At 62.9% G+C, this 25,481-nt stretch carries 23 protein-coding genes and 3 pseudogenes; 11 read left to right on the top strand and 15 right to left on the bottom strand.

Going from position 1 to position 25,481, the window contains the following annotated elements; genetic code table 11:
- The first annotated feature begins 82 nt into the window (after positions 1-82).
- Together ACE3Q6_RS13935 and ACE3Q6_RS13940 are read left to right on the top strand one after the other, a co-directional pair.
- Positions 83-1,000, top strand: a complete 918-nt coding sequence (locus tag ACE3Q6_RS13935; protein ID WP_374433417.1) for a type II restriction endonuclease — start codon at positions 83-85, stop codon at positions 998-1,000.
- 60 nt (positions 1,001-1,060) lie between these two features.
- A complete protein-coding gene (locus ACE3Q6_RS13940) occupies positions 1,061-2,233 on the top strand; it encodes a restriction endonuclease (RefSeq protein ID WP_374433419.1) in 1,173 nt (390 codons plus the stop codon).
- A 2-nt stretch (positions 2,234-2,235) separates the two neighbouring features.
- On the opposite strand, the pseudogene ACE3Q6_RS13945 reads toward ACE3Q6_RS13940, so the two are convergent.
- The 5 genes and pseudogenes from ACE3Q6_RS13945 to ACE3Q6_RS13965 form a co-directional block, all read right to left on the bottom strand.
- A pseudogene (locus tag ACE3Q6_RS13945) lies at positions 2,236-2,565 on the bottom strand (transposase); the annotation flags it as partial.
- A 387-nt stretch (positions 2,566-2,952) separates the two neighbouring features.
- Complete coding sequence (locus tag ACE3Q6_RS13950) at positions 2,953-3,597, bottom strand: helix-turn-helix domain-containing protein (protein ID WP_374433423.1); 645 nt, start codon at positions 3,595-3,597, stop codon at positions 2,953-2,955.
- Positions 3,597-3,794 (bottom strand): helix-turn-helix transcriptional regulator, encoded by a 198-nt coding sequence (locus ACE3Q6_RS13955; RefSeq protein WP_374433425.1) that lies wholly within the window; start codon positions 3,792-3,794, stop codon positions 3,597-3,599. The genes ACE3Q6_RS13950 and ACE3Q6_RS13955 overlap by 1 nt, the downstream gene beginning before the upstream one ends.
- A gap of 108 nt (positions 3,795-3,902) precedes the next feature.
- The gene (locus tag ACE3Q6_RS13960; RefSeq protein ID WP_374433427.1) at positions 3,903-4,919 is read right to left on the bottom strand and encodes a hypothetical protein; all 1,017 of its coding nucleotides are present in this window, start codon (positions 4,917-4,919) and stop codon (positions 3,903-3,905) included.
- On the bottom strand, positions 4,916-6,043 hold the full coding sequence (locus tag ACE3Q6_RS13965) for a tyrosine-type recombinase/integrase (protein ID WP_374433430.1): 1,128 nt from the start codon (positions 6,041-6,043) through the stop codon (positions 4,916-4,918). The genes ACE3Q6_RS13960 and ACE3Q6_RS13965 overlap by 4 nt, the downstream gene beginning before the upstream one ends.
- A gap of 309 nt (positions 6,044-6,352) precedes the next feature.
- Here ACE3Q6_RS13965 and ACE3Q6_RS13970 point away from each other — a divergent pair, with 309 nt between their 5' ends.
- Entirely contained in the window at positions 6,353-6,547 is a 195-nt protein-coding gene (locus tag ACE3Q6_RS13970) for a hypothetical protein (RefSeq protein ID WP_374433432.1), read from the top strand.
- Positions 6,548-6,895: 348 nt separating this feature from the next.
- Here ACE3Q6_RS13970 and ACE3Q6_RS13975 read toward each other — a convergent pair.
- A pseudogene (locus ACE3Q6_RS13975) lies at positions 6,896-7,920 on the bottom strand (IS110 family transposase).
- Between the two features lie 106 nt (positions 7,921-8,026).
- Between ACE3Q6_RS13975 and ACE3Q6_RS13980 the strand changes: the two are divergent.
- The 5 genes and pseudogenes from ACE3Q6_RS13980 to ACE3Q6_RS14000 all read left to right on the top strand — a co-directional run bounded on the left by ACE3Q6_RS13980 (position 8,027) and on the right by ACE3Q6_RS14000 (position 11,941).
- A pseudogene (locus ACE3Q6_RS13980) lies at positions 8,027-8,789 on the top strand (IS5 family transposase).
- A 212-nt stretch (positions 8,790-9,001) separates the two neighbouring features.
- Complete coding sequence (locus ACE3Q6_RS13985) at positions 9,002-9,808, top strand: transporter substrate-binding domain-containing protein (RefSeq protein ID WP_374433433.1); 807 nt, start codon at positions 9,002-9,004, stop codon at positions 9,806-9,808.
- 54 nt (positions 9,809-9,862) lie between these two features.
- Positions 9,863-10,540, top strand: a complete 678-nt coding sequence (locus tag ACE3Q6_RS13990; RefSeq protein ID WP_374433436.1) for an amino acid ABC transporter permease — start codon at positions 9,863-9,865, stop codon at positions 10,538-10,540.
- Entirely contained in the window at positions 10,540-11,253 is a 714-nt protein-coding gene (locus ACE3Q6_RS13995; protein ID WP_374433438.1) for an amino acid ABC transporter permease, read from the top strand. The genes ACE3Q6_RS13990 and ACE3Q6_RS13995 overlap by 1 nt, the downstream gene beginning before the upstream one ends.
- Complete coding sequence (locus ACE3Q6_RS14000; RefSeq protein ID WP_374433441.1) at positions 11,234-11,941, top strand: amino acid ABC transporter ATP-binding protein; 708 nt, start codon at positions 11,234-11,236, stop codon at positions 11,939-11,941. Before ACE3Q6_RS13995 ends, ACE3Q6_RS14000 begins: the two co-directional genes overlap by 20 nt.
- A gap of 46 nt (positions 11,942-11,987) precedes the next feature.
- Here ACE3Q6_RS14000 and ACE3Q6_RS14005 read toward each other — a convergent pair whose 3' ends face one another.
- The 9 genes from ACE3Q6_RS14005 to ACE3Q6_RS14045 form a co-directional block, all read right to left on the bottom strand.
- A complete protein-coding gene (locus ACE3Q6_RS14005) occupies positions 11,988-13,445 on the bottom strand; it encodes an aldo/keto reductase (RefSeq protein WP_374433445.1) in 1,458 nt (485 codons plus the stop codon).
- 94 nt (positions 13,446-13,539) lie between these two features.
- Positions 13,540-14,307 carry an N-formylglutamate amidohydrolase gene (locus ACE3Q6_RS14010; protein WP_374433447.1) on the bottom strand — a complete coding sequence of 256 codons (768 nt, stop codon included), beginning with the start codon at positions 14,305-14,307 and terminating at the stop codon, positions 13,540-13,542.
- Positions 14,307-15,623: a glutamine synthetase gene (locus tag ACE3Q6_RS14015; RefSeq protein ID WP_374433449.1), complete on the bottom strand. Its 1,317-nt coding sequence runs from the start codon at positions 15,621-15,623 to the stop codon at positions 14,307-14,309. The genes ACE3Q6_RS14010 and ACE3Q6_RS14015 overlap by 1 nt, the downstream gene beginning before the upstream one ends.
- Positions 15,624-15,631: 8 nt before the next feature.
- Positions 15,632-16,294 carry a cysteine hydrolase family protein gene (locus ACE3Q6_RS14020; protein ID WP_374433452.1) on the bottom strand — a complete coding sequence of 221 codons (663 nt, stop codon included), beginning with the start codon at positions 16,292-16,294 and terminating at the stop codon, positions 15,632-15,634.
- Between the two features lie 27 nt (positions 16,295-16,321).
- A complete protein-coding gene (locus tag ACE3Q6_RS14025) occupies positions 16,322-17,116 on the bottom strand; it encodes an ABC transporter permease (protein WP_374433453.1) in 795 nt (264 codons plus the stop codon).
- On the bottom strand, positions 17,113-17,961 hold the full coding sequence (locus tag ACE3Q6_RS14030) for an ABC transporter permease (protein ID WP_374433455.1): 849 nt from the start codon (positions 17,959-17,961) through the stop codon (positions 17,113-17,115). Before ACE3Q6_RS14030 ends, ACE3Q6_RS14025 begins: the two co-directional genes overlap by 4 nt.
- Entirely contained in the window at positions 17,958-19,013 is a 1,056-nt protein-coding gene (locus ACE3Q6_RS14035; protein ID WP_374433458.1) for an ABC transporter ATP-binding protein, read from the bottom strand. The genes ACE3Q6_RS14030 and ACE3Q6_RS14035 overlap by 4 nt, the downstream gene beginning before the upstream one ends.
- A 2-nt stretch (positions 19,014-19,015) precedes the next feature.
- Positions 19,016-20,215 (bottom strand): spermidine/putrescine ABC transporter substrate-binding protein, encoded by a 1,200-nt coding sequence (locus ACE3Q6_RS14040; RefSeq protein ID WP_374433460.1) that lies wholly within the window; start codon positions 20,213-20,215, stop codon positions 19,016-19,018.
- 180 nt (positions 20,216-20,395) lie between these two features.
- Positions 20,396-21,127: a GntR family transcriptional regulator gene (locus ACE3Q6_RS14045; protein ID WP_374433462.1), complete on the bottom strand. Its 732-nt coding sequence runs from the start codon at positions 21,125-21,127 to the stop codon at positions 20,396-20,398.
- 182 nt (positions 21,128-21,309) lie between these two features.
- On the opposite strand from ACE3Q6_RS14045, the gene ACE3Q6_RS14050 reads away from it, so the two are divergent.
- From ACE3Q6_RS14050 to gcvPB, 3 genes are all read left to right on the top strand, one after another.
- On the top strand, positions 21,310-22,425 hold the full coding sequence (locus tag ACE3Q6_RS14050; RefSeq protein ID WP_374433464.1) for an ATP-NAD kinase family protein: 1,116 nt from the start codon (positions 21,310-21,312) through the stop codon (positions 22,423-22,425).
- Positions 22,426-22,505: 80 nt separating this feature from the next.
- Complete coding sequence (gene gcvPA, locus ACE3Q6_RS14055; RefSeq protein ID WP_374433467.1) at positions 22,506-23,912, top strand: aminomethyl-transferring glycine dehydrogenase subunit GcvPA; 1,407 nt, start codon at positions 22,506-22,508, stop codon at positions 23,910-23,912.
- A complete protein-coding gene (gene gcvPB, locus ACE3Q6_RS14060) occupies positions 23,909-25,468 on the top strand; it encodes an aminomethyl-transferring glycine dehydrogenase subunit GcvPB (protein ID WP_374433469.1) in 1,560 nt (519 codons plus the stop codon). The genes gcvPA and gcvPB overlap by 4 nt, the downstream gene beginning before the upstream one ends.
- Positions 25,469-25,481 lie beyond the last annotated feature (13 nt).

Below are 25,481 nucleotides of genomic sequence, written 5' to 3' on the forward strand. Positions count from 1 at the left end.
CTCTCCAAGGGCCAGACTCTAATCGCAGATGGAGGAAAAATCCCGTGGCAGGTCACATCGGGCGCGGGCAGGCGACCAGGTTGTGATCGCGAAGGAAAAAGATGACAGCCTGATGGTTCTTCTCAGTCCTGTGGGCTCGACCATCGCCCAGCAGCTCCTCTGGCTGTTTGGCCTGGATCTCTTCGAGGGGAAGTCCGTGGCCCGCCGGCTCGAGCGCGATGATGCGATGGAACTCGGCCTCGCGGCGCGGAGCGTCTTGTCGGATCTGGGCATCGAGGTTGAAGAACCCGAGCCGGATACCTTCGCCCGGCTCATCGACAGGTTCGGGCGACGGTTACCGGAGACAGTGCAGTTGTCGGCCTTCACCCGGGAAACCCTCGCCGGCGTGGACCCTCAGGCGGACCCCGATGGGACGCTCATCGCCTGGATGGAGCATGAAGAGGCGTTGTTCCGGCATCTGGAGAGGAAGATCGTTTCTGACCGTCTTGCGGAGGGGTTCACTGAGGCTGGAACGGCCGATGTTGACGGATTTCTGAGCTTCTCGCTGAGCGTACAGAACCGCCGCAAGTCTCGGGCAGGCCTTGCCTTCGGTCATCACGTCGAAGCCATCCTGCAGGCCCACGAGATCAGCTACACGCGCGAAGCCACGACGGAGAAACGAAACGCGGCTGACTTCCTGTTCCCCGGCGAAGACGAGTATGCCGATCGCAGCTATCCCGACGACCAGCTCGCCATGCTTGCCGTGAAGACCAGCTGCAAGGATCGCTGGCGGCAGGTTCTGGCGGAAGCGGACCGGATCCGGACCAAGCATCTGCTCACACTGGAGCCCGCGATATCAAGGATCCAGACGGCGGAGATGCAAGGGCAGGGCCTGCAGCTTGTTCTGCCCACGACACTGCACAACACCTATCACGCGGACCAGCGAGAGTGGTTATTGGGGGTTGGTGATTTTCTCAGGGTTGTTGGCGACCTGAAAGGGCGTCAGCGGCTGCTGATATAGGGGATTGGTATGGGTGGGGAGTTCTGGCGCGTAGGTTACCTGTATCGTGATCGGGCGGGAGTGAAGTTCGAGGACGACGAACTCCTGCGCTGGCTGAACACCTCAGCCGGCTCAATCTCGAACTCAGGTGGCATCCGGTTCAAGGATCCGGCCTCGGGAGGACCCGTGGATCCGGAAACCGGCCGGGCCGTGCCGGCTTTCTTCGTTTTGACGACCCGGGACATGTCGGGCCAGCATCACAATCCGTGGGACGACGTCGTCGACGAGGTCAGCGGCAATATTTACTACTGGGGCGACGCGAAGTTCTCGGCGCGCGCGAAGCTGTTCAATCAGTTCCTGGGCAACGCCCGCATTGAAGCGACAAACAATCTGCGGCTCTCGGGTCGACTCGATGAGATGCCACCGATCCTTCATTTCTCAAGGCCGAAAGCGGGCTTTCTGAGGTTCAATGGTCTCTGCGCGCTGTCAGATGTCCGGCATGCCTGGTTTGAGGACGAAGGAAAACCGATCAAAAACCTGCGGATCCTGTTGTCCATCCTCGACACCGAAACTGTTCCCGTAGAATGGCTGCGGCGGCGCGTGACCGCCGGCGATGTCCGCGAGGCCGACAGGGACTATGCCCCCGAGGTCTGGCGCAAGGTCATTAAGGGGAAGATCGAGAGACGGCAGGTCTGGTCCTCAAGGGTGCGTAGCAAGCAGCAGCAGGTTCCCGTTGCCGGATCTGACGACGAGAAGATCCTCGATGAAGTTGCTGCGCTGACGCCCGCCGAGTTCGAGGCCTTTACTGTGGCCCTGATCAACAAGCTGCCGGATATTGTGCCTGGCCTCGAACATCGCGTCACGCGGACAAGGCGGACAGGCGATCACGGGATCGACTTCTTTGGCATGTTCAAGATGCCCTATCCGATCGATTACGAGATCGAGTTCCTGGGCGAGGCCAAGCGCTACAAGACGGCCATCACGCCGGATCAGGTGTCTCGCCTGGTCGCGCGGCTTGGGCGCGGGCAGTTTGGTCTGTACTTCACCACCTCATGGTACTCTGAGCAGACGCAAAGGGAGATCGAGGCCGATCGTTACCCGGTGCGGTTGTTTTCGGGCCAAGACATTGTGAACCTTCTCCGTGCCGGAGACTGTGTATCCGGTGGACGACTGAGGGCTGACTGGAAGCAAATTGCTCTTGCGGAAGTAGAGGGGAATGGCGCCGACGGGCTTAGGCCGACCTCCATATGGTAGTACCTCAAAGAGAGGGTGAGATCGACCAAAGCCTCATTCAGCGATGCTGCCTCCTGCCGCAGATCCTTGACCTCGGGACTCGTCTCCTTCCGCACAGTTTCGCTCGCAAGCCGCTTCTTGCCGGCCTCCAGGAACTCCTTCGACCAACTGTAAAAAAGGCTCGTCGCGATCCCCTCGCGCCGGCAGAGCTCAGCCATGCTGTCCTTGCAGCGCAGCCGTTCACGCACGATCCTGATCTTCTCCGCGGCCGAATGGTGCTTCCGCATGCGCCGGCCGATGTCCTTCACAGTTGACTCCGCCGTCGGCTTTGCTGTTCCAGATTCCTGTCTCATCTCCACTCCTTGGTGGTTACGATGAGCCTGAAACCCTCCGCTGCGAAATCAAGTCAAATGCCCAAGGGTGCTGACAGAGGACAAGCTAGCGAAAACAAATACTCCTTTTTCTACTGCTTCCTTTGCCCATATAGATGAAGGCTGCAAGCGGCGCAGATCACTACTGTATAAGCCATTGACGGATAATGATATTTTCTGACAGATTGGCGCTTTCAGGCAGTTCAACCCAAGCGGGCCGCACTTAGGCCGGGTCCGCCGTCTGAAAAACCTCGCCCGATGAAAAAAAATCTCTGGATGGGTGCTCAGCGGGTGCAGGCGAAAGGGCTTTCCAGACTTTCGCCCCCCCCTCCTCGGGAATTCTGCGGGGAAGCAGCGTGAAGCTAAGGGTCACTTCGCTGCTGGCCGCTCTCCCTGGCCCTCCTCCAACGCCCTGATCGTCTTCATTGCTGCTTTGACAGCATCGGCGCAGGGAACATCGTCAACCAAGTGGCAGCGCTTGGCTTCTTCCACGATCCACGTCGGTATGCTGCACAGTTTCGCCAAACCTTCTTCGCCGCCCCCGAAAGCTTGAACCAGCGCAGCTTCGACATTGGCTTCCTTCTTGGCATCTTGACGGTGATCGGTTGGCTTGCCGACCGATGCAAGGACACGCTTAGCCTCGGCCCGCGAAGGGTTATCTTTAGGGTTCTTTAAGGGTTTGCCGGAAGTTTTCGGTAGCTGTTTTTTACGCAAAGTTTCCGACGGACTGCACACCATTTTTCCGCCCAGTGCAGTCAGTTCGTAGCGATTACTTCCTTTGCGACCATGCCGGTGGACAACGATGTATTCCGCTTCCTCCAATGCCCGCACGTGTGTGCTGACCGTCCGGACTGTAAAGCCCGTAGCGCGAGCAATCGTCTCTATGCTCGGATAGCACTTTCCGCTGGTGATGTTGTAGTGGTGGAGGAGCCGTGTGAAAACCACAATGGCACCTGCGTTGACCTTCTGCTCCCTAACAACCAGATCGAGCACATCCATTTTGTGTTTCAACATCACCGAGTACCCTTCTCGGCGCAGTCCTCAATCCAGGTGTGGATGTCCTTGATCCTGTAGCGCACCAAGCGGCCGACGCGTATGACGCGGGGTCCCTCGCCCCGCATCGTCGCAAGTTCGAGGTAGCGTTTCGTCACACCAAAGCGGTCTTCGACCTCTTGCCGGGTTAACAAACGGTCGTTGTCGTGGTCTTTCATCGCGCTTCTCCGACAGTCATTCACTGTCAGTAAGTTCGCGCAATTTTTTCCCGCTGAATAATGCTGGGGACGCGAAACTACGGCCCATTGTATTTCAAGGTACTGTAATCAAACAGTAAATTCCATCAGATCGTCAAGTAGCATCTTCTTACCCCTGGGTATCTGTCCCTGCCCGCCTTTGCTGGGATGTTCATTTTCGTCCCAAACTTGCGTCGCGGCATGCTTCGACAGTCCAAACTTCCTATTCATGACGTCAATTGCATCCACGCGAGCGATCCGCTTCCCGTTCTTGACCGCTAGCTTGCCCGCCCCACGGAGCCATTTCAGCGCCCTTGATCGGGATGCCTTCAAATCAATGCTTGGTTGGAACCAGGCATTCGGAAGATCGCGCGTGAGAACGTACCAGCATTTTTCGTCCGGATGGGTGTCGAAGCCGCGCCTCGGCGCGAGCCGCACCACGGCGGCTCCTCGCTCTTCGAATGCAAGTATCCTGCTGTCCGAGAGCCCCTGATTCACGGCTTCTTGAATCTTGAGGTCGGCATTCTCCAATCTATGGTAGAATTCAAACCATGGAGGTGTGAGCTGCTGCATCCCGAACGTACCGTTCAGGAAGATAACGCCGAAGCTGCGCTCATGCACTAGACAGTCGCGCTGCATCTCCTCTGCCGATGGAGCTTCTATAAGGTTCAAAACTCTTACCGTGTTTAGGTGCGCATCCAAGACGGCACGGAGCTGTTCCAGAACACTTGGAAGTCTGTCTTCGCCGTTAATCCAACAGTTCCATGCAAGCTTTCTGAGCCCGCCTGAACCTTCGCGCCACTGAACTTCGTGGCCATCAATATAGTCTTGACGCGCACCATGACGTGTTAATTTCTCAAGATGATTTATTTGTGTAAAAGCAGTTGAGGCAGGTGGGCCGAGAGTGTCGACGCGACCGATCAAGTCTAAAGCTAAGGTAAGAAGGCCGAGCGGCGCTTCAGCCTGCCTCTTCGCCAAGATCGCGCTTCCAGCAAGGATACATTCGAGCGCCTCTTTTGCAGAGGTCACTTCGGTCATCGTGGATGAGGTGCTTCCTGCACCGCTCTGGGTGATGCGTTCGATCGTGACAAAATCGCGTTCTGTCATAGCGATGTAAAACTCCGGTCTTTTGTGAGCTCGTCACGACCAAGCTGGCACAAAGCCCCTCGACTGATGAGTTCATCGACCACAGCTTGCATCGCGGGTCGCAGCGCGTCGAGAGACGGCTTCGTGTAGCGCTGCCCGGTGATGGACTTGGGTGTGTGGTTCAACAGACGCCCGACGACCTCCTCGAGGACTCCCGTCTCCATAGCCACCGTTGCGAAGGTCCTACGATGCGCATGCGGGCTCCAGCGCAGTCGGACAGGTCGCCCGATGTATCCCTTCTCTGACTTGGTGGAGGGGAAGACATACTGTTTGTTGAGGCCTCGGACAGGCTCAAGGATCTCGATATGCCTGGGAACGATGGGCAGATCGAACGCCCGCCCGTTCTTGGTCATCGGCAGGTGGATGTGGTCGTCGTGAACGTTCTTCCACTCCAACGTGAAGGCTTCCGTCTTGCGAAGGCCAGTGGCCAGGATGAACTCATAGAAGACCTGGTGGATCGGATTGGGCAGGGCGTCGATGGTCCTGCGCCAGGCCTTGAGGTCCTCGATCACCTCCCCGTTCGGTTGCTCCTCGAACCACTCGATCGCCATCGTCGGGCTTTCCGGCAGGTCATGCGTGCGCCGCGCATGGTTCCAGACGGTCCGGACATATTTGAGAAGATGGTTGGCCCCTGACGGCGTCGCAGCAAGCGAGCGGTGACGCTCCACCACCATCGCCTTCGTGATCTCCGTCAGTGGCAGCTTCATCCAGTCCTTCAGGTGCAAACCGAACTGCTGTCGCAGAAGGTTCTTGTGAACTTCTGATCTGAGCTTCGGCCGTGCCAGATAGGATTCCAGCGCTTTGCCCAGCGTCGGAGCCCCGATCTGGATCGACTTGCCAGCCCCCCTGCCCCACTCCAGCATGAACTCCAACGCAGTCTCCCGGGCTGCAGAGGCAGAGATTGCCGGGTGGCGCCCGATCATCACGCGTCGGGTTTGACCACCCACGTCCTTCTGGAAGTACCAGGTCTTCGAGGCCTTCCCGACGAACAGAACTAGGCCCCGGATCTCCGGGTCCCAGTGCTTCGCGGTGCCCTCTTTTGCGAGTGGAAGCTTGCTGACAAACGTCTCGGTGAGCTTTGGCATTTTGTCGGCCTTTTGTAGGTAACGCTACGCTACAGGGCGCAACTCCACGCGACAAGATGCAAGACAAAACTGAACTAAATGAAACCCTTAGTAGTTATACGCTACTCTACGCAACTCAACACACTTGCTTGGAAGGCAGGGGTCTTACCATTACACAACGCCCGCGTTGACTTGCTAGCTATGCGGAGCCGAACGAATCGTCAAGGCAGGACCATCAAGACTGCCGCGCCAAAGGCCCGCCGCGGATATCACAAGCGGCAGATATAGGCGGGAAGTGGTCGTTCGCATTAGGATCGACGAACGATTGCTATGGGGACGACAACCGAGATGCTGCTCCGGGGCGTTACGGGCCTTGTCCTGCGCTCAGCCGACCAGTCGCTCGGCGTAGCCACCGTCGGCGAAGACGCACTCGGCGAAATGGAGGGCGCGGAGCGCGGGCGCGCTGCGAAGAGCGGAGCGCACATCGCGCAGATCACCCTGCGGGTCTTCGGGACCGCCGGCTAATGGTTCTCCGCGGCAGACGAGGCTATGACCGCCGCGCTTCAAGACCGGCTCCCCAAGGGTTAGTACCTATTGTTCTGCTTGTGACCTCCCTGCCTGAGTGATTCAGGTGTGGATGCTCCCGTTAGTGCAAGGCATTTTCGGACGGCTCGAGCATGCGGTCGGTTGCTTTCATGCGGCGCTGATCATGGCCGCTGGCCGGTATGGCTATGCGCGGAGCAGAGGCACATCAAACTCTCGGGCTTCTGGGCCCATTGAATCACCCTGCTTTGTCTGCTCCCGACCTTGCCGATCGAGCCCTTACAGTTCGTCGACCTCCTCACACCCCCGCGTGTCCGACACGGCCTGCGCTCAGGCTGCTGCCATCGCCGGATTCTTGAAGTCCCTGTTCGTCGGGATCATGGCCCACAGGCCGCGGGCCATCTTGTTGACAATAGCAATGGCCACCATACGCGGCTTCTTGGCAAGCATTCGGCCGAGCCAGCTGCCGTCCAACCCTACCTTGCGGCTTGCATGTTGCACGACGGCCATCGCTCCGGTGATGAGCAGTCGACGGATGTCGCGCTGGCCCATCTTTGATGTCGCGCCGAGCCGCTGCTTGCCGCCTGCAGAGTGCTGCCGCGGCACGAGACCGAGCCAGGCGACAAAGTCGCGGGACCTGCAGAAGACGGTCATGGGCGGCGCGAAGGTCTCGATCGCCATCGCCGTGATCGGCCCGACCCCTGGCATGGTCTGTAGCCTGCGAATGCTGTTAGCTTCGGCGGCAGCCTTTCGCATCTGCCGATCAAGGCCAGCCACACGGGCGCTCAACGTCTCGATCTGTTCAAGGTAGAGGGTGCCAAGTTCACGAACAGGTTCCGGCAGGGTGGCGTTGTCATCGCTGGCCGCTGCGGCCAGGCGATTGAGATACGCCGCCCCCGTTGGCGCAACGACACCATGTTCGGCGAGATGGCCGCGCAGCGCATTGATCAGCTGGGTTCGCTGGCGCACGAGCAAGTCGCGGGTGCGGAACAGCATGGCACGCGCTTGCTGCTCCTGAGACTTCACGGCGACAAAGCGCATTGTCGGCCGCGATGCCGCTTCTGCAATTGCCTCCGCATCGGCAGCATCGTTCTTTTGTCGCTCACGAACGGCTTCACGTAGATTGGCGGGATCAGACGAACTGAATGACCAAGCTTGGCGATCTCTCGTCCCCAGCTATGGGCGCTGGCGCAAGCCTCCATCGCGATTACGCAGCGCTGCTGGGATGCGAGGAAATCCAGAACGCGAGCTCTTGGCAACTTGAGACGGAACGCAACCGACCCGTCGGCCTTTGTTCCATGCAGCTGGACCACCCGCTTGGCCAGATCAAGGCCGATGATGACAACGTCAGACATGGAAGTTCTCCTCTCTTGGCTCCTGTGGTGGCCAACACTCGCATGTCGGCATCCGGGTGGGAGGGGGCATCCAAGCCATCAAACTCCCGAACTGACGGGGGTGATGATGAGCAACCTTTCCTGGCTGACCGACGAGCAGATGGAGCGGTTGACGCCGTTCTTCCCGAAGAGCCATGTCAAGCGCCGCGTAGATGATCGGCACGTGTTGAGTGGCATAATCTTCATCAATCGCAATGGCTTGCGGTGGTGCAATGCCCCGCGTGTGTGTGGCCCGCCGAAAAGCCTCTACAATCGCTGGAAGCGGTGGGGTGACATGGGGGTCTTCGCAATAATGATGGAGGGACTGGCCTCCGAGGGCACCGAGCAGAAGACTATCATGATCGATGCGACCGACCTGAAGGCACACCGCACGACTTCGAGCCTGCGGGCGAAAAGGGGGGTCCAACGATCTGCGAGGGCGTCTGATCGAGCGCACGAAGGGTGGGTTGAACACCAAACTGCATGCCGTCACCGACGCCAAGGGACGGCCCCTGAAGTTCTTCATGACCGCAGACCAAGTGAGTGACGATACCGGAGCCGCCGCCCTGCTGGGCAGTCTGCCTGCGGCCGAATGGATGACCGCGGATCGGGGTTATGATGCCGACTGGTTCCGAGATGCTTTGAAAGCAAAGGGGATACACCCCTGCCTCCCCGGCCGGAAGTCGCGCGGCAAGGCCGTCCGCTACGACAAGCGGCGCTAGAAGCGCCGCAACCGGATGGAGATCATGTTCGGAAAACTGAAGGATTGGCGTCGCATCGCCGCACGTTACTGCAGATGCGCCACGACATTCCTCTCCGCCGTCGCCCTCGCCGGTGCCGCAATGTTCTAGCTATGAAGCAAGAACGAGTCCTGACCCTAGTTCGCGCGTAAGTGCCGAGCGTTCGGGTGTCGTGACAGCTACGATGCGTATCGGTGGCTTGCCGCAATGGTCAGTTGACAGACCTGTTGAATAGAGGCAGGGTCAGGAAAGCGCACAGAAGTTCATAATGCGCACAAGAAACTGATGGACAGCCACAAAGAAAAGAAAACAGGGAGTAGCTAATGAAAAGACGCAACCTTCTCGCGGCCGGCGCACTGATTGCAAGCCTTGGCTTCAGCCTGTCTGCGCAGGCAAAATCGCTGGAAGACATTCTGTCGGACGGCACGATCCGCATCGGCATCAACCCGAACTTTCCGAACATGAGTACGCGAAACGACGCGGGCGAATGGGCGGGGTTCGACATCGAGGTCGGCAATGCGATTGCCGAGGCCCTGGGCGTTCAGGTGGAATGGGTTCCGACCGAGACCGCGCAGCGCGTGCCGTTCCTGGTGTCCGATCGGATCGACATCTCGCTGGGCGCGCTGACCCGCAACGCCGAACGGGCGAAGCTGATCGACTATACCGTCCCGCTGCACACCGAAGTGCTGGCTGTCCTGACGACGGACAAGATCAAGGGCGACAGCTGGCAGGAGTTCAACGTCGAAGGCGTGACCCTTGCCAACATGCGCGGCAACTGGACGGTGGACTGGATCGCCGAGAACATGCCGAACGTCGAGCTTGAGCTGGCCGACAATATCGCCGACACTGTGCGGCTTGTCGCGCAGGGCCGCGCCGATGCGATCGTCGAGAACGTCGACTTCTTCATGGGCTTCACGAAGAACTATCCGGACGTGAACTGGCGCGTGATCTCGGAGCCGATCGACGTGGCATATTGCGGGATCGGCGTGGCACAGGGCAACGACAACCTGACCGAAGTGCTGAACGTGATCCTGTACAACCTGCACTCCTCGGGCAAGATCAACGAGCTGTGGGAGGCCAACTATGGCGCACCCATGCTGGTGAAGATCGAACCGAACCCCTACTTCTGACGGGAGCGTCCGGTTGCGGCGGCCTGACTGGCCGCCGCTGTCGGGACGGCAGGCATGAATTACAGATTTCAGTTCGGTGTCGTCTGGGACAACCTTGACCAGCTGCTGCAAGGCGCCTGGCTGACGCTTCTTCTTGGGTCTGCGGCCTTTGCGGGAGGGCTGCTGATCGGGCTGCTTGCGGCCTCGGTCAAGACCTATGGTGGCCGGGCGGCCGGACTACTGTCGGACATCTATGTGGTGTTCTTCACCAACACCCCTGCCCTGATCCAGATCTATTTCCTGTACTTCGGCCTGCCGGAATTCGGCATCCGGCTGTCGGCTGAAACCTGCGTTCTGGCGGGGCTCGTGCTAAATTGCGGGGCCTATCTGTCGCTGATCCTGCGGGCGGGGTTCCTTTCGGTGCGCAAGTCCGAGATCGAGGCCGCGCAGACTCTGGGGCTCAGCGTCGTGCAGCAGATCCGCTATGTCATCGTCCCCCACATCGCGCGGGCGGTCTATCCGGCCATAGCGAACTTCTTCGTCGTCGTTCTGGTGATGGGCACGTCGGTCGGGGCCGTGGTGGGCGTGGACGAGCTGACTGGTCAGGCGATCAACCTGTCGACCGTGAACTACCGCTGGCTGGAGTACTTCACCGCCGTGGCCGCAATCTATGTGGCGCTGACGCTGGTGGCGAGCGTCGCGCTGGCGTTGATCGGCAAGCGCGTGTTCCGGCTGCGCATGAGGATCTTCTGATGGACCAGATCATCGAGCAGGCGCCGCGCTTTTTCAGTCTGAACAACATGTGGCTACTGGCGCAATCAGCGGGCCTGACCCTGTCGATGACCTTCATCGGCTGCATCGCCGGGTTCTTCCTCGCCTTCTTCCTGGTCTATGTCCGGCAGGCGGAATCGCGCTGGATGCTGCCCTTGCGCGCGGTCTGCACGCTGTATGTCGAAGTGTTCCGGCGCATCCCGTTTCTGGTCATCATCTATCTGGTGGTGTTTCTAATCCAGGCGATTACGCCGGATGCATCGCTCTTCACCATCGCCGTCATCGCCATCTGCATCTATGCCACCGCCTACACCGCCGAAATCATCCGCGGCGGGCTGATGAGCGTTCCGACCCAGCAGATCGAGGCCGCGCGAACCATGAACCTGAGCCGCTGGCAGACCACAATGCGCGTGATCCTGCCGCAGGCCTGGCCGGTGATCCTGCCCCCGGCGATCGCCTTTTCCGTCTCTTTCATCAAGGACACGGCCCTTGTCAGTCAGATCGGCGTGTTCGAGCTGACGTTCCGGGCGAAAGAGCTGAACAATCAGGGATATTCCGCCGCTCTGGTCTTCGGGACCGTGGCCCTGGCGTACTTCCTGCTGTCCTTCCCGCTCAGCTTGCTGGGCCAGTATCTGGAGAAACGGCTTGCCGCACCTCGCAGTCAAAAATCTTCGCGTGCACCTTGGCAGCCTTGAGGTCGTCAAGGATGTGACATTCTCTGTCGAAAAGGGCGATGTCCTTGCGCTGGTCGGGCCGTCCGGCTCGGGCAAGTCGACCATCCTGCGCAGCCTGATCGGCCTGCATGTGACCAGCGGCGGCGCGGTCGAGGTCGGCGGCCAGGTCATCGACATGAAGCGCCCCGGCGAAGTGCGGGCGCTGCGCGACAAGATGGCCATCGTGTTCCAGCAGTATAACCTGTTCCAGAACATGACGGTGCTGGAAAACGTCACCTTTGCGCCGCTGAAGGTGCAGCGCCGGGCGCGGGACCAGGTGATGGAAACCGCCCGTCAGTTGCTGGACAAGGTCGGCCTTCTGCATAAGGCGGGGTCCTATCCCGACCAGCTGTCCGGGGGCCAGCAACAGCGCGTGGCGATTGCGCGTGCCCTGGCCCTGAAGCCGGAAATCCTGCTGCTGGACGAGGTGACCTCGGCCCTGGACCCGGAATTGGTGTCCGAGGTGCTGGATACGATCCGCCAGATGGCGCACAGCGGCATGACGATGATGCTGGTGAGCCATGAGATGAATTTTGTGCGCGAGGTCGCTGATCGCGTGATCTTCCTGGACGGCGGCACCATCGTTGAGGACGGCTCGCCGAAGGACATCTTCCAGAACCCCCGGACCGACCGCGCCCGGGATTTCTTTGGCAAGGTCATGGCGCACTGATGCCCCCAGCCCGGCAGCCGGGGGACTCCTTTCAACGGCCCCGGGGTCATTCGGGCAGTTCGGCCTCGACTTCCACCTCGACCAGATAGGGGCCGATCAGATCAACGCCGCCGATCAGGGTGTTTGCCGGGCGCGCAGACCCGAAAGCGCGGGCATGTGCAGCCGAGACGCTTTCCCAGTCGGAGGCATGGCGCAGATAGATGCGGGTGCGGATCACGTCTTCGGGCCGCCCGCCCAGCGACAAGATCGCCGCGCGAACCTTGTCCAGTGCATAGACCGCCTGCCCGCCGGCATCGTTCGGGCAGACTGGCTGGCCGTTGGGCGCGGTGGCAGTCGTGCCGCTGACGAGGATGCGCCGCCCGCTGCGCACGGCGCGGGCGAAGCCGGCCTTCTCCTCCCAGATGCTGCCCGAGAGGGCCCAGCTTCGCCCCGGACCTTCGGTTACGGTCATCGGCGCAGGCAGTTCGTCCAGATGGTGTGACAGGTCGCCCGAGGCCGTGAGGAAGGGCGGTTTGCGGTATTCGTCGCCGCAATCGCCGGGGATGCCGGTCAATGCGTTGAGGGTAGCCTCGATCTCGGCCAGATCGTCGGCTGTCAGACGCAATGACAGGGCGCGCAGGTTGTCGGCCCGGTGTTCCCGTTCGGTCAGCCTGGTGCCCACGATGCAGGCGGCGATGCCGGGCTGGGCCAGGGTCCAGGCGGTGGCGACGTTCGAGATCGAGACGCCGTGCCGCTGTGCCACTCTGTCCAGCACGCGCAGCAAGGACTGGAACACCGCCCACCCCCCGGCCTGGTCGATGAAGCGCTTGTACTTCATCCGGCTCCAGTCCTGGATGTCCTGCGGTTCGGGTTGGTTCAGCGCGCGTTCGGACAGGAACCCGCCCGCCAACGTGCCGAAGGCCAGCACCGCGACGCCATGCTTTGCCGCGACACGGGCCATGTCGTTGCGGGCACGCCGGTCGAGAAGCGAAAAGCACACCTGGTTGGAGGCAATCGGCAGGCCGTGGTCGAGCAACATTTCCAGGTGCGCAGCGTCGAAATTGGTCAGGCCGATCTCACCGATCAGCCCCTCGTCCCGCAGGGCGGCCAGATGGGTCAGCGCGTCGAGGTACTGCTGATCCTCGTACCGCCACCAATGGAACTGCATCACGTCCACCCGGTCGGTGCCAAGGCGCTGCAGGGCAGTCTCAACCCCCTTCCGAACCGTGCCTGTGTCCATCGGACCCGGCGGTGGACACCATTTCGTCAGGATCAGCGGCGGCGTCTCGCCCGCCTCGCGCATGGTTCGGTGGACCATGCCTGCCACGATCTCGGCGCTGCCGTAGTGGTCGGCCATGTCGAAGGTGTCAAAACCCGCGCGCGCGTAGCCAAGGAGCGCCTCGGCGGCGGCATCCAGATCGAAGGGGCGACTGTCGCGTTCCTGATCGGCCATCTGCCAGAGGCCGGTGACAAGACGGCGCGGGCGGAAGGTGCGGCCAAGGCGGGTGAATGGCGGCTGGTCCAAGGGATCTCCAATCGAATTTCGGACATTTGTGCGCATTATGAGCTTTCGTGCAAGGGCCTGCCGTTGGGCCGGGGCAAGGGTCGGCGTCCGGGGCTTAGGTTCGCGGCCCGGTGGCCTGGCCAAGGCACTGGGCCAGACGGACGGACCATTCCTGCACGCCCGCCGGTGCGGAGATCAGGTCCTGCCGGACCTCGACCAGCACGGCGGGAAGGCCCCGGGCATCGCCGTGGACCGGGACAGTGTAGTCGTCATGGTCGATCCGGTACGGTTCGTTGTCGCCGATCACAAGGTCAGGGTCGTTGGCAAGCAACTGGAGGAGGCGACCTGCAAGATCGGTGGCCCCCGAATAGAGGATGCCCGCGTGCCACGGGCGTGCCACCCCTTTGAACACCGGCGTATAGCTGTGAATTCCGATCACGACGGTCGGCTGGTTCCGGGCCGACCGAAGGTCAAGCCGACGGCGGATGGCGGCGTGGAACGGATGAAAGAGAGTGTCGAGCCGCCAGTCCCGTTCGGCCGCCGTCAGTCCGACATTGCCCGGAATAACGGTTGTCTCGCTGATTTCTGGCATCAGGGAAGGGTTGCCGAGCGGCCGGTTGCAGTCGACCACAAGCCGTGAGTAATGCGTATGAAAGAGCGGGGCATCCAGTTGCTCAGACAGCGCCTGGGCCAGAGCAAGTGCCCCGATGTCCCAGCCGATATGGCGCATCCGCTCGTCGTGCGAAAGGCCAAGGTCGCCCAGATGGCGCGGGATGACAGGCCGGGCATGTTCGCAGACCAGCAGGATGTTGGACGAACCGTCGGGGTTGATGATGCCGTAGGGCGGCGGTTCATCCAGGGCAAGTAGCGGACCGGGCAGCATCAGTAGATCTCGGCGTACCGGCGGCAGAGGGCGGCGTCGTCGAGGCCATCGACAAGCTCAAGCTCTTTCCGGCGGAGGCCGATCCAGCAGTCGAGCAGGCGGGGGGACAGCCAGCTGCAGACTGTGGCATCGTCCTGCAGGGCGCTCAGCGCCTCTAGCAGCGAGGACGGCAGGCGGCGGATGCCGAGGCTGGCGCGCTGGTCGGGCGTCATCTCTTCGGGGTCACCGCGGGTGATGGGCGGCGTTTCCAGTCCCTCGGTCAGGCCCGCAACACCTGCGCGGATCAGCATGGCCAGCGCGAGGTGGGGGCTGCCCGTCGCGTCTGCGGCGCGGAATTCCATGTTGAAAGAGGCGGAGGGGTCGTGCCCCGGTCGCTCTGAGGTCGGGCAGATCCGCAGCGTCGCCTCACGGTCGCGTTCGCCAAGCGTGGTCCAGGCCGCCGACCATGTGTGCGGCTTCAGCCGTTGGTAGGACACGGCCGATGGTGCAGCCAGCGCAGTCAGCGCGGGCATGTGGCGGACAATTCCCGCAGCAAAGGCCCCGGCCTGGGTGGAAAGGCGGCCCGGACGGGTGGGATCGAACGAGACCGGGCGACCCTCAAGATCGGTGAGGGAGAGGTGGATATGGACGCCGTTGCCGACATCGGCGGGATCAGTCTTGGGGCAAAAACTGGCTCTATGCCCCAGCCGGGCGGCGATGTCACGCGTGACCTCACGGATCGTCACGGCACGGTCTGCCGCCGCCAGCGCAGATGCGGGCGCACAGACGATCTCGAACTGGTTGCGGCCGTACTCGGGCAGAAAGCATTCGGGCGCACAGCCCGCCTCGTCCAGCGCAGCCATCAGAACCGGACCGAAGGGATCGACGCGGCGCAGGGCCGACAAGGCGAAGGACGGCGCGGCGCGGCCGGGAAGGTCGAGCAGCTGGAACTCCTGTTCGAACGCCGCGATGACACGCAGGCCCTGCGCGGCCAGCGCCTTGACCGCGGATTTCAGCAGCGACCGGACACAGCCCTCCCACGGGGTCCAGTCGAGGTTGACGATGTCGGAATGGTAGAACTGCAGCGGACCACGCGGGCCCGGCCCGGCCACGCGCACTCCGGCGTCGGGGTCGGGCATCAGCCGCAGGTCGCCAGACGATCCGAACGGGTTCGGATGCGCGATTTCGTCGAAGGGTGTGAGTGCGAGGTTGGCCGGAACCCAGCCCACCCCCCGTTGCAGCGCTGCGGGCAGGGCCGATTGTGCCACCGCCCGGCCCCGCGTCAGCGCGACAAGATCGGTGGTGACGAAGGCGACAAGGTCGTCGTGAGCGGTCATCGACATCCTCAGCCCGCCAGGGCAGACAGGCGTGACAGAACCGTGGCCGTGTCGGTGATCCAGCAGTATCCGCCATAGGCCTGCAGGGCCGCCTTGTGACGTTCGGGCGTGTAGGTGGCGCAGGCATCCTCGACCAGCGTGACCAGATAGCCCCGGTCCGAGGCATCGCGCACCGCCATGTCGACGCATTGGTCGGTCACGATGCCCGCGATGACCAGAAACCGCGTGTTCAGGTTGCGCAGCACATAATCGGCATTGGTGGAGTTGAACAGGCCCGAGGAGGTCTTGGGCAGGACAGGCTCGTTCGGCAGGGGGGCAAGCGGCGCAATGATCGCGCCCTCGGGTGCACCTTTGGGAACATGCATTCCCGACAGTTTGTGGTCGAGAGACCGGTCGCGGCCATCGGCTGTGAGGCTTTCGATGATTGTGTGGCAGACGTTCTCGCCCTCGCGCCGGAAGGCCGCGAGCAGGCGTTCCTGGTTCGGGATCACCTGCGACTGGACACGCTGCATGAAATAGCTGTCGGCGGGCTGGGGATGGACGGGGTCCATCATCGGCTCGGCCCAGATGCGCTGCATGTCGACCAGAAGCAAGGTGCAGGCGCCACGCGCATAAGCGCTGTCACGCCGGATGGTCTGGCCGCCGTATTCGATGGATATGAGATCGGACATGGGTCTCCTTTCGGCAGAGCCGGGCGGTCAGGGGCGTGCCAGTCGCCGGGCCAGCAGTCGCAGCAGCACAAGCGCCACAACGATGACGGCTGAGACGACCGTGCCGATCACGGCGACGGAAGGCACGATGGGAGAATAGTTGGTGGCGGTGCGCGAGAACAGCCAGGACGGCAGGGTGTTGTCGATGCCGGTGGTATAGATCGACAGCGGCAGGTTCGACCAGCTGAGCAGGAAGGCGAAGAGTCCGCCGGAGAAGATTCCCGGCCACAGTTGCGGCAGCGTCACCTCCCGCATGACCTGCCAGCGTGAGGCACCAAGGTCGAGCGCCGCCTCTTCCTGCGTCACATCATAACCAAACAACCGGATCGAGATGACAAGGGTGACTATGGGCACGATCCAGACCAGATGCGCGATCACTGCAGTCTGCCAGGAGGGGGTCAGACCGGCGGCGGTGAAGGACAGCAGGAGCGCCAGCCCCAGGACCGGCTGCGGAAAGAAGATGGGCAGTACAAGCAGGCGCTGGAACAGCCCGCGCCCGCGCCAGTCGTAGCGGGCATAGGCCATCGCCCCCAGCGTGCCCAGCACCACCGCAATCGCCACGACAACCACGGCGATCTTGAGCGAGATGAGGTGGATGTCGTAGGTCGTGGGCGAGGCCAGTGCCTCGGCATAGGCGGAGGTCGTCCAGTCCCGGTGCGGAAAGCGCATGTACCGCGTGTTCGCCAGCGAGGCGAGGACGACCGACAGGATCGGCATGTAAAGGAGCGCCACGACCGTGACAGTCCAGAGCGCGGCCAGGGGTCGGATCCAGGGGCTGTTCATCGCCGTGTCAGCTGCGCAAGGTTGATGCGAGAGAGGATCGGCAGGACAAAAGCCACCGTAGCCGCGATGACGATGACCGTCAGCGCCGAGCCGGAGGGCCAGTCCTGCGCGTAATTGAAGCGTTGGTCGATGGCCGCGGTGATGACGGTGACGGCGCGACCGCCGAGGATTGCGGCCTCGGCATTGGCCCCCAGCGCCAGGACGAAGGTCAATAGGACTCCGATCAGCAGCCCGGGCATCGCAAGAGGCAGCTCGACCTCGCGGAACACGACCCAGCCGTTGGCGCCCAGGTCCTGCGCGGCCTCGACCCGGTCGCGCGGGATCATCTCGATCCCCAAAAGGAGCGGGAACAGCATGAAGGGGAAATGGATGTAGATCATCCCCAGAAGGGCGGCGATCCGAGTGTTCAGGATCGAGCCGATCTCTATCCCGCAGCAGGCGTTCAGCGTTCCAGCCAGAATGCCGCCCTTGGGCATGAGGAAGACAGACAGTCCAAACAGCCGGACGCTTTCGGAAATGAAGATCGGCAGGGCGATCAGGACCGTCACAACGGTGGCCCACCGGCCCAGATGCCGGGCCAGGGCCTTGGCGGTGGGCCAAGCCAGCAGCGCACAGACCAGCGTCGTGAGAAGTGCGCCAATCAGGGACCACATGAGCGGGCGGCCGTAGCCGTCGGTCAGGATGGTGCGGTAGTTTTCCAGCGTGAAGGCGGTGGTCAGGCCAAAGCTGCGCGGTGGCATCAGGCTGTACCAAGTCACGACGACGATGGGCGCAGCAAAGAACGTGCCAAAGAACAGGATCAGCGGCAGGGCATACCAGGCCCCTGGGCTGCGCGCGCCGGTCATTCGTCGACCCAGGTCACATCGGACAGCGCAAAGCCAAAGGACAGTTCGGCCCCCGGTACGAGACTAGCGGGCGCGCCCGGAACTTCGGCAATCAGCTGGGCAGCGCCGGCGTCGAGCATGACCTGCGTCCGCGACCCCAGCAGCGCCACCTGTCGCACGCGGCAGGATATGCGGACATCGCCAGTGTCGGTTTGCAGCGCCTCGGGGCGGAGGACGGCATAGGCCCCGCGCGCGCCGGGGGCGGGGACGTCCAGTTCGGCAAAGCGGGGCGTGCCGTCGGGGCCGGGCACGACCGTCAGGATGTTCACTTCGCCCATGAAGCTGGCGACGAAGCGGTTGGCCGGCGCCGAGTAGATCGACGCAGGATCGCCGACCTGCACAAAGCGCCCGGCGCGCATGATGGCGATGCGGTCCGACATCACCATCGCCTCTTCCAGACTGTGGGTGATGTAGACAAAGGTCTTGCCCGTTCGCTGGTGCAGGTCCTTCAGTTCGACCTCCAACGTCTTGCGTAGCCGGTAGTCGAGCGCGGAGAGGGGTTCGTCGAAGAAGAGGATCTCAGGGTCGGACGCGAAGGCGCGGGCCAGTGCCACGCGCTGCCGCTCGCCCCCGGAACACGAGGTCACGGCGCGGCTGTAATAGTGTGCGGGAAGGCGGACGAGCGCCAAAAGCTCCATTGCCCGGACGCGGCGCGGGTCAGGCGCGATTCCCTTCATCTTCATGGCGAATTCAATGTTCTGACCGACGGTCTTGTGGTCGAACAGCGCCAGCGACTGGAACACCAGGGCGGTGGGCCGCCGGTTGGCGGGAACACGGGTGATGTCCGCACCGCGCAGGCGGATGCTGCCCGCCGTGGGCGCGTCGAGACCGGCCAGAAGCCGGACAAGCGTGGACTTGCCGCTTCCGGACGGGCCGACGATCGTCAGAAACTCGCCCTCGGCAATATCCAGGTCGATCGCGTCGACCGCCGCCATGCTGCCGAAGGCCTTTGTCAGGCCGGTCAGCGACAAGGCGACGGCCTTGTCGGACCGGGGTATTCCAGGTGCGGTCACAGTCAGCCCCGCGCCCGCATCTCGGCCGAGTAGATGTCGTAAAGGCGGTCGTAATCCGGCACGATGTCGAACTCGACCGCATTGGCGATGCGTTCATCGAATTCGTCCCATTGCAGCGCGTTCAGGTCTTCCTTCGAGAAGCGCGCCATCAGTTCCGGCTGCTGCATCTGGCTGACCGGCTGAAGGTTGCCGTTGCCGCGGGCGATGATCTCGGCGGCGTCGGTCGTGGTGATGAACTCCAGCCAGTCCAGCGCCTCTGGCAAGGCATCCGGGTTGTTCACGGCGGAGTTCACCTCGATCCAGTTGATCCCGCCTTTTCCGTCAGCCGGGCCGCTGCTCGGCGTGATGGCGTAGAGGTTCTGCACCCCGTCCAGACGCGCGGCGGCCGTCGTGTAGGTGCCGCCGGTGAAGTACATGTCGATCTCGCCGTTGATGATGGCAAGGTTCAGCTGCACGAAGTCCGTGGTCACCAGCGCGGCGTTCTGGATCCACTGCTTGCAGGTCGCGGTGAACTTTTCGACGTCGGCGTCGGACTTGGGCTTGAACGGGTGGATCCCGGCGCCCATGCAGATGTTCATCACGTTCCAGTCTTCATAGGCGAGGATGCCGTAGCGACCGGCAAAGTCGGGGTTCGAGAACAGGTTCCAGCCTTCATCTTTGGCCAGCTGGGGCGAGATGACGTCGGAGTTCACGACGAAGTCGAAGGTTTCGTACCGCTGCACGACACCCAGAAGGTGGTTGCCGTCTTGGCTGGTGGCCCATTTGTATGGGGGCGCGAACTTGGGCTTCATCTGGGCATAGAGCGGCTCGAACCGATCACGCGGCAGATCGCGGATCAGCCCTGCGGGCCACATCACATCCCGCGCCCAGGGGTTGTTCACGTTGATGAAATCCCAGACCGCCGTTTCGCCTGCCCGCAGCCGGTTGATCGAGGTCGGGTCCGAGATGTGGATTTCGTATTTCAGATCGCCGCCGGTCTGTTCCTTCCACAGCGCGACAAGGCGCGGGTCGGTGTAGGCATCCCAGGTCAGCAGCGCGACCGGACGCGAGGATTGCGCGCGTGCCGCCATGGGCATGGTCCCCGCCGCCGCGATCCCCGCCGCAAGACCCGTGATGAACTGCCGGCGGGTGGCCGAATGCTGAAGGTTCTGACGCAGGGGATTTCTGGATGCGAGCGCCTGCAGGCGTTGATCGAAGGACATCGATATCTCTCCACTGTCGAAGGGCGGGGCCGATCGGCGTCGGCTTACCGGATGACTGTATTACGGACTTACGATGTTGCAATAGTGTTTCGATGGCAGTCCGCGTACTTTTGTGCGCAAATGTGCCGTCCGAGCGGAAGTGCCTGAACTTTAGCCGTCAGACCTGATGGCTGGCCCGTGTCAGGGGAGTGTGGAGCGGGCGGCTGCGATTGGCTTTTGCTGTGCCAGACGGAAGCCAGGGGCGCGCCGTTCGTATTCCAGGAGCGCAAGTTCGGCCGCGACGCGGATGTGGTTTTCACAGGCCGCCTGGGCAGCGGCGGCGTCCCGGCGCACGGCGCAGGAGTCGATGATCTTGCGCAACTCTTCGCTGGACAGGCGCACGCGACCTTCATCGACGAAGGCGATCCTCTGGAAGATCGTGACGCGGGCGTGGACGCGGGACAAAGCGTCGGTCAGCACCATATTCCCGGCCCCCTCCAGAAGCGTGGCGTAGAACCGGGCCTTGAAATCCTCTCGCGTGGCAAGCGTGCCGTGCAGGTAGCGTTCGTCAAGTTCGTGCAAGAGCGAGATCATTCGGGCCACGGCCGCGTCGTCGGCGCTTTCGACGAAAAGGCGACCGGCAAGACCCTCAAGCGTCGCGCGCACGACGTAGAGCGCCCTGATCTCGGCTTCCGTCAGGACGGCCACCGCCGGGCCCTGCGCCGGAATCACGCGGATCAGGCTTTCGCTTTCAAGCTGGCGCAGGGCTTCGCGGATCACGGTGCGCGACACGCCGTAGGTGGCGCAGAGCGAGGCCTCGATCAGACGCTGGCCGGGCGCAAGCTGGCCATTCAGGATGTCTTCCCGAAGGGCGCGCACCACCTGCTTGCGCAAGGGCGCGGCGACGCGTTCTATCCGGCGTACGTCAGTCATCGGACCCTCCCCCGGCTATGGCTGTGATGCCCGGCGCCCCGACTTCAATCAGGAATTCACGTCGATGTCAGCCCCTTGATGCGGCTGGCGGTGGTCGGGGCGGTGAAAGACACCGCTTGGCCCTGTTTTTTCGTACAGATGTGCGCAATATGAACGGGCAAATAGTCCGGGGCGGAACGGAGATGCGGGTAGGATTGGTGGTGAACCCGGTCGCGGGTCTGGGTGGGTCGGTCGGACTGAAGGGGACCGATGGCCCCGATACCGTGGCCGAGGCACTGCGCCGGGGGGCCAGCCCCGAGGCCGGGCATCGGGCGGCGCGGGCCCTGGCGCGGCTGGCCGCGCGTCGGCCCGGAGCGGCGCTGGCCGTCGCGCCCGGCGCGATGGGCGCGCAGTGGACGGCGGGACTGAATCTGACGGTCGACCTGCGTCCGGTGGCCGCGGAAACCGGAACGGCAAGGGACACGCGCGCTGCTGTGGCCGCTTTTGCCGATTGCGACCTTGTCGTCTTTGCTGGCGGGGATGGTACGGCTCGGGACGTGGCGGCAAGCCTTGCCCCGGGTCAGGGGATGCTGGGCATCCCGTGCGGTGTGAAGATGCACTCGGGTGTGTTCGCGGTGTCGCCCGAGGCGGCTGGCGCCGCACTTGCTGATATGCTGGACGCACATCGCCCGATCGACTGGGACGATGCTGCCGAGGTGGCCGATATTGACGAGGCGGAATTGCGCGCGGGCCGCCTGTCGCCGCGGCTGTATGCCTTGAGTCGGGCGCCGCGACTGCGCAGTCGGATGCAGGCCGCAAAGGGCGGCGGACGTGGAGAATCTGCTGCTGCGCTGGTCGCGGCGGCAGCGCAGGTGGCTGCGGGGATGTTGCCGGAGGTGCTTTACATCATCGGGCCGGGAACCAGCGCCGGCGCGGTGATGCAGGCGGCCGGGCACAGCCCCTCGCTTCTGGGGGTGGATGCCATGCTGAACGGGGCAGTCATCGCCCGTGATGCCCGCGCGGCGGACCTGGCGGCGCTGGCTTGGGACCGCGACGTGCGAATCGTGCTTGGGGTGACGGGACGGCAGGGATTTCTGATCGGCCGGGGAAACCAGCAGATTGCAGCACCACTGATTGCTCAGGCCGGACGCGGCGGCCTGATCGTGCTGGCCAGCGAGGACAAGCTGACGGCCTTGGCGCAACCGGCGCTTTGGGTGGACAGCGGCGATCCCGATCTGGATGCGGCGCTGGCTGGGTTCATCCGCGTACACACCGGCGCTGGACGGCAAATGATGATGCGCATTGCACCCGCTGCCTGAGCAGCGGCAAATCCGCTTGTGCGCAATACGAACTTTTGTGCAATATTGACCCGATCAAGATTCGCAGGAGGGAACGCAGGATGACCGGACCGACAAGAGCCCATCCCTGGATGGCCAATTCCGCCCCGGGTGCCATCGCGTCGATGCTGGCCGAGATCGGCGCAACCTCGGTCGCCGCGGTGTTCGAGCAGATTCCGCAGGACCACTTCCGCAAGACCCCGCTTTCGCTGCCGCCGCAGCTGTCGTCGGAGATGGAGCTGAAGCGCGAACTGCTGCAGAAGCTGAAGAAGAACCAGACCTGCGAGGAGAACATCAGTTTCCTCGGCGCGGGCGTCTGGCAGCACCATGTGCCGGCAATCGTGGACGAGATCGTGGGGCGCACAGAGTTCGCGACGAACGTCTGGGGCAGCCTTCAGTCCGATCACGGACGCAATCAGGCCTGGTTCGAATTCTCGTCGCAGCTTGGCGCGCTGTTGAACCTGGATGTGGTGCAGCTGCCAGTCTATTCCTGGGGATGTGCCATCGGCCACGCGATCCGCATGGCGGCGCGCAAGACAGGTCGCGCCAAAGTGCTGCTGCCCCGCCTGTCGGACCCCGAGCGTCTGTCAGTGATCCGGACCTACTGCGCCCCGCAAGAGATGGCCTGTGCCATCGAGGTGGTGCTGGTCGCCGCCGATCTGACCAGCGGGAGGCTGGACCTCGTTGACCTGAAGGCCAAGCTCGGCCCCGATGTGGCGGCAGTGTATTTCGAGAACCCGGCATATCTGGGGACCATCGAGACCGGCGCGCAGGAGATTGGCCGCCTGGCGCGGGCAGCGGGGGCCGAGACCATCGTGGGCGTCGATCCGGCGAGCCTGGGCGTCCTGATGGCGCCAGGCGATTACGGGGCCGATATCGTTACCGGCCCAGTCCAGCCCCTGGGCGTTCACATGAATTGTGGCGGGGGTGTGGGGGGCTTCATCGCCTCACGCGATGAGCCGGACTATGTGCATCAGTACAACGGGTTTCTGGTGTCGATCGCGGAAACAGCCGAGCCGGGACAATACGGCTTTGGCCTGGCCATGCCGCATCAGAATTCCTACGGCCAGCGCGAACACGGCAATGACTGGACCGGAAACTCCACCTACCTGTGGGCCATCGCCGGGGCGGTGTACATGAGCCTTCTGGGGCCGGAGGGGTTCCGGGAACTGGGCCAATTGATCATGGCGCGGGCACGTTACGCCGCGCGGCTTCTGTCCGAGGTTCCGGGAGTACGGATCACCTGGCCGGACACGACCTTCAAGGAATTCGTGGTCAACTTCGATGACACGGGCCGCACGGTTGCCCAGATCAACGATGGCCTGCGCGAGCGGGGCATCTTCGGCGGAAAGGACCTGTCGGCCGAGGGCCTTGGTCTGGGCCAGGCCGCCTTGTGGTGTGTGACAGAGGTCCACTCTGCCGCGGATATCCGCCATGCCGTCTCCCAGCTGAAAGAGGTGCTGAAATGAGCCGTCTTCCGAAGTTTCAGGCCGCAAAATGGGATGAGCCGGTGGTCATGGAGCTGGGCCGACCCGGCGGGCGCGGGCAACTGTTCCCCACGCCCGAGCCCGAGGTGACCGCCGCCGTGGGCGAGGCGCTGGTTCCCGCCGCAATGGCACGCAAGGATCGCCCTGCCCTGCCCGAGATCACCGAGTTCGAGGCGCAGCGCCACTACCTTCATCTCAGCCAGATGACCTTGGGCATGATGGGCGTCAGCCTGTTTGGCACCTGCACGATGAAGTACAATTCCAAGACGTCAGAGTTTGCCACCTGGCGGCCCGAGATCGCGGAAGTGCACCCCTACCAGCATCCGGACACGCTTCAGGGCGTGCTTGAGATTCTGCACGAGTTCGACGGCATCCTTCAGTCTTTGTCGGGGATGGACCAGTTCGTGTTTCAGGCCGGCGGCGGGGCCGATGCGGCCTATACGATGGCGGCGGTCGCGCGCGCCTACTGGGCCGACCGGGGCCAGTTGGGACAGCGGACTGAGATGGTGACCAGCATTCAGGCGCATCCCTGCAATCCGGCCACGGCGGCGGCGGCGGGCTTTACGGTCATCAACCTTCCGCTTGAGGAAAACGGATACCCCTCGCTGGAGGCGCTGAAGGCGGCGCTGAGCGAACGTACCGCGTTGATCATGATCAACAACCCGGACGACATGGGAATCTACAACCCCGAGATCAAGGAATGGGTCAAGGCGGCCAAGGAGGTGGGCGCGCTTTGCTTCTACGACCATGCCAACTTCAACGGGGTGATGGGCAAGCTGTCTGCGCGGGAACTGGGCTTCGACGCCTGCATGTTCATGTTGCACAAGACCTTTGGCGCACCCAAGGCCGGGGGCGGGCCTGCGGTGGGGGCATTCGGCTGCTCGGCCGAGCTGGCCCCGTACCTGCCCGCGCCCGTGGTGGCCAAATCGGGTGACCGCTATGTGCTCGACGAGGATCGGCCCAAATCCTGCGGCAAGATCCGCGAGTTCTGGGGCAACGTTCCGCAAGTGGTGAAGGCCTGGGCCTGGGCGCGCGCTATGGGGGCCGAGGGTATCCAGACCGCCAGCGACATTTCGGTCGTGGCCAACAACTACATGGATAAGCGGCTGGCCGAGATTCCGGGGCTGGCCCGGTCGAACCCGCAGGTAACCAAGCGGCGCATGGAGATGACGCGCTGGTCCCTTGGACCGCTGTTCGAGGAAACCGGCATCGGCACGGTCGAGTTCGCCAACCGCATGGCCGACTACGGAATTGATCCGTGGTGGATGAGCCACGAGCCTTGGATCGTGCCACAGCCTTTTACGCCCGAGGCTGGGGAGCTGTGGTCGAAAGAGGACATCGATCTGTGGATCGACGTGATCGCGCAGATTGCCCGCGAGGCGCGGGAGACGCCCGATCTGGTGCGCAGTGCCCCACACAACCAGCCAATTGCACAGGTGCTGGTGGATGCGTTCGAGGACCCGTCGAAATGGGCGATGACCTGGCGCGCCTTCCGCAAGAAGGCCGAGGCGTCGGCGCGTGAAGCCGGTGCGGCCTGACGCGATGGCCGCC

This window comes from Tabrizicola sp., assembly GCF_041913445.1.
In the GTDB taxonomy this organism is placed as follows: domain Bacteria; phylum Pseudomonadota; class Alphaproteobacteria; order Rhodobacterales; family Rhodobacteraceae; genus Tabrizicola.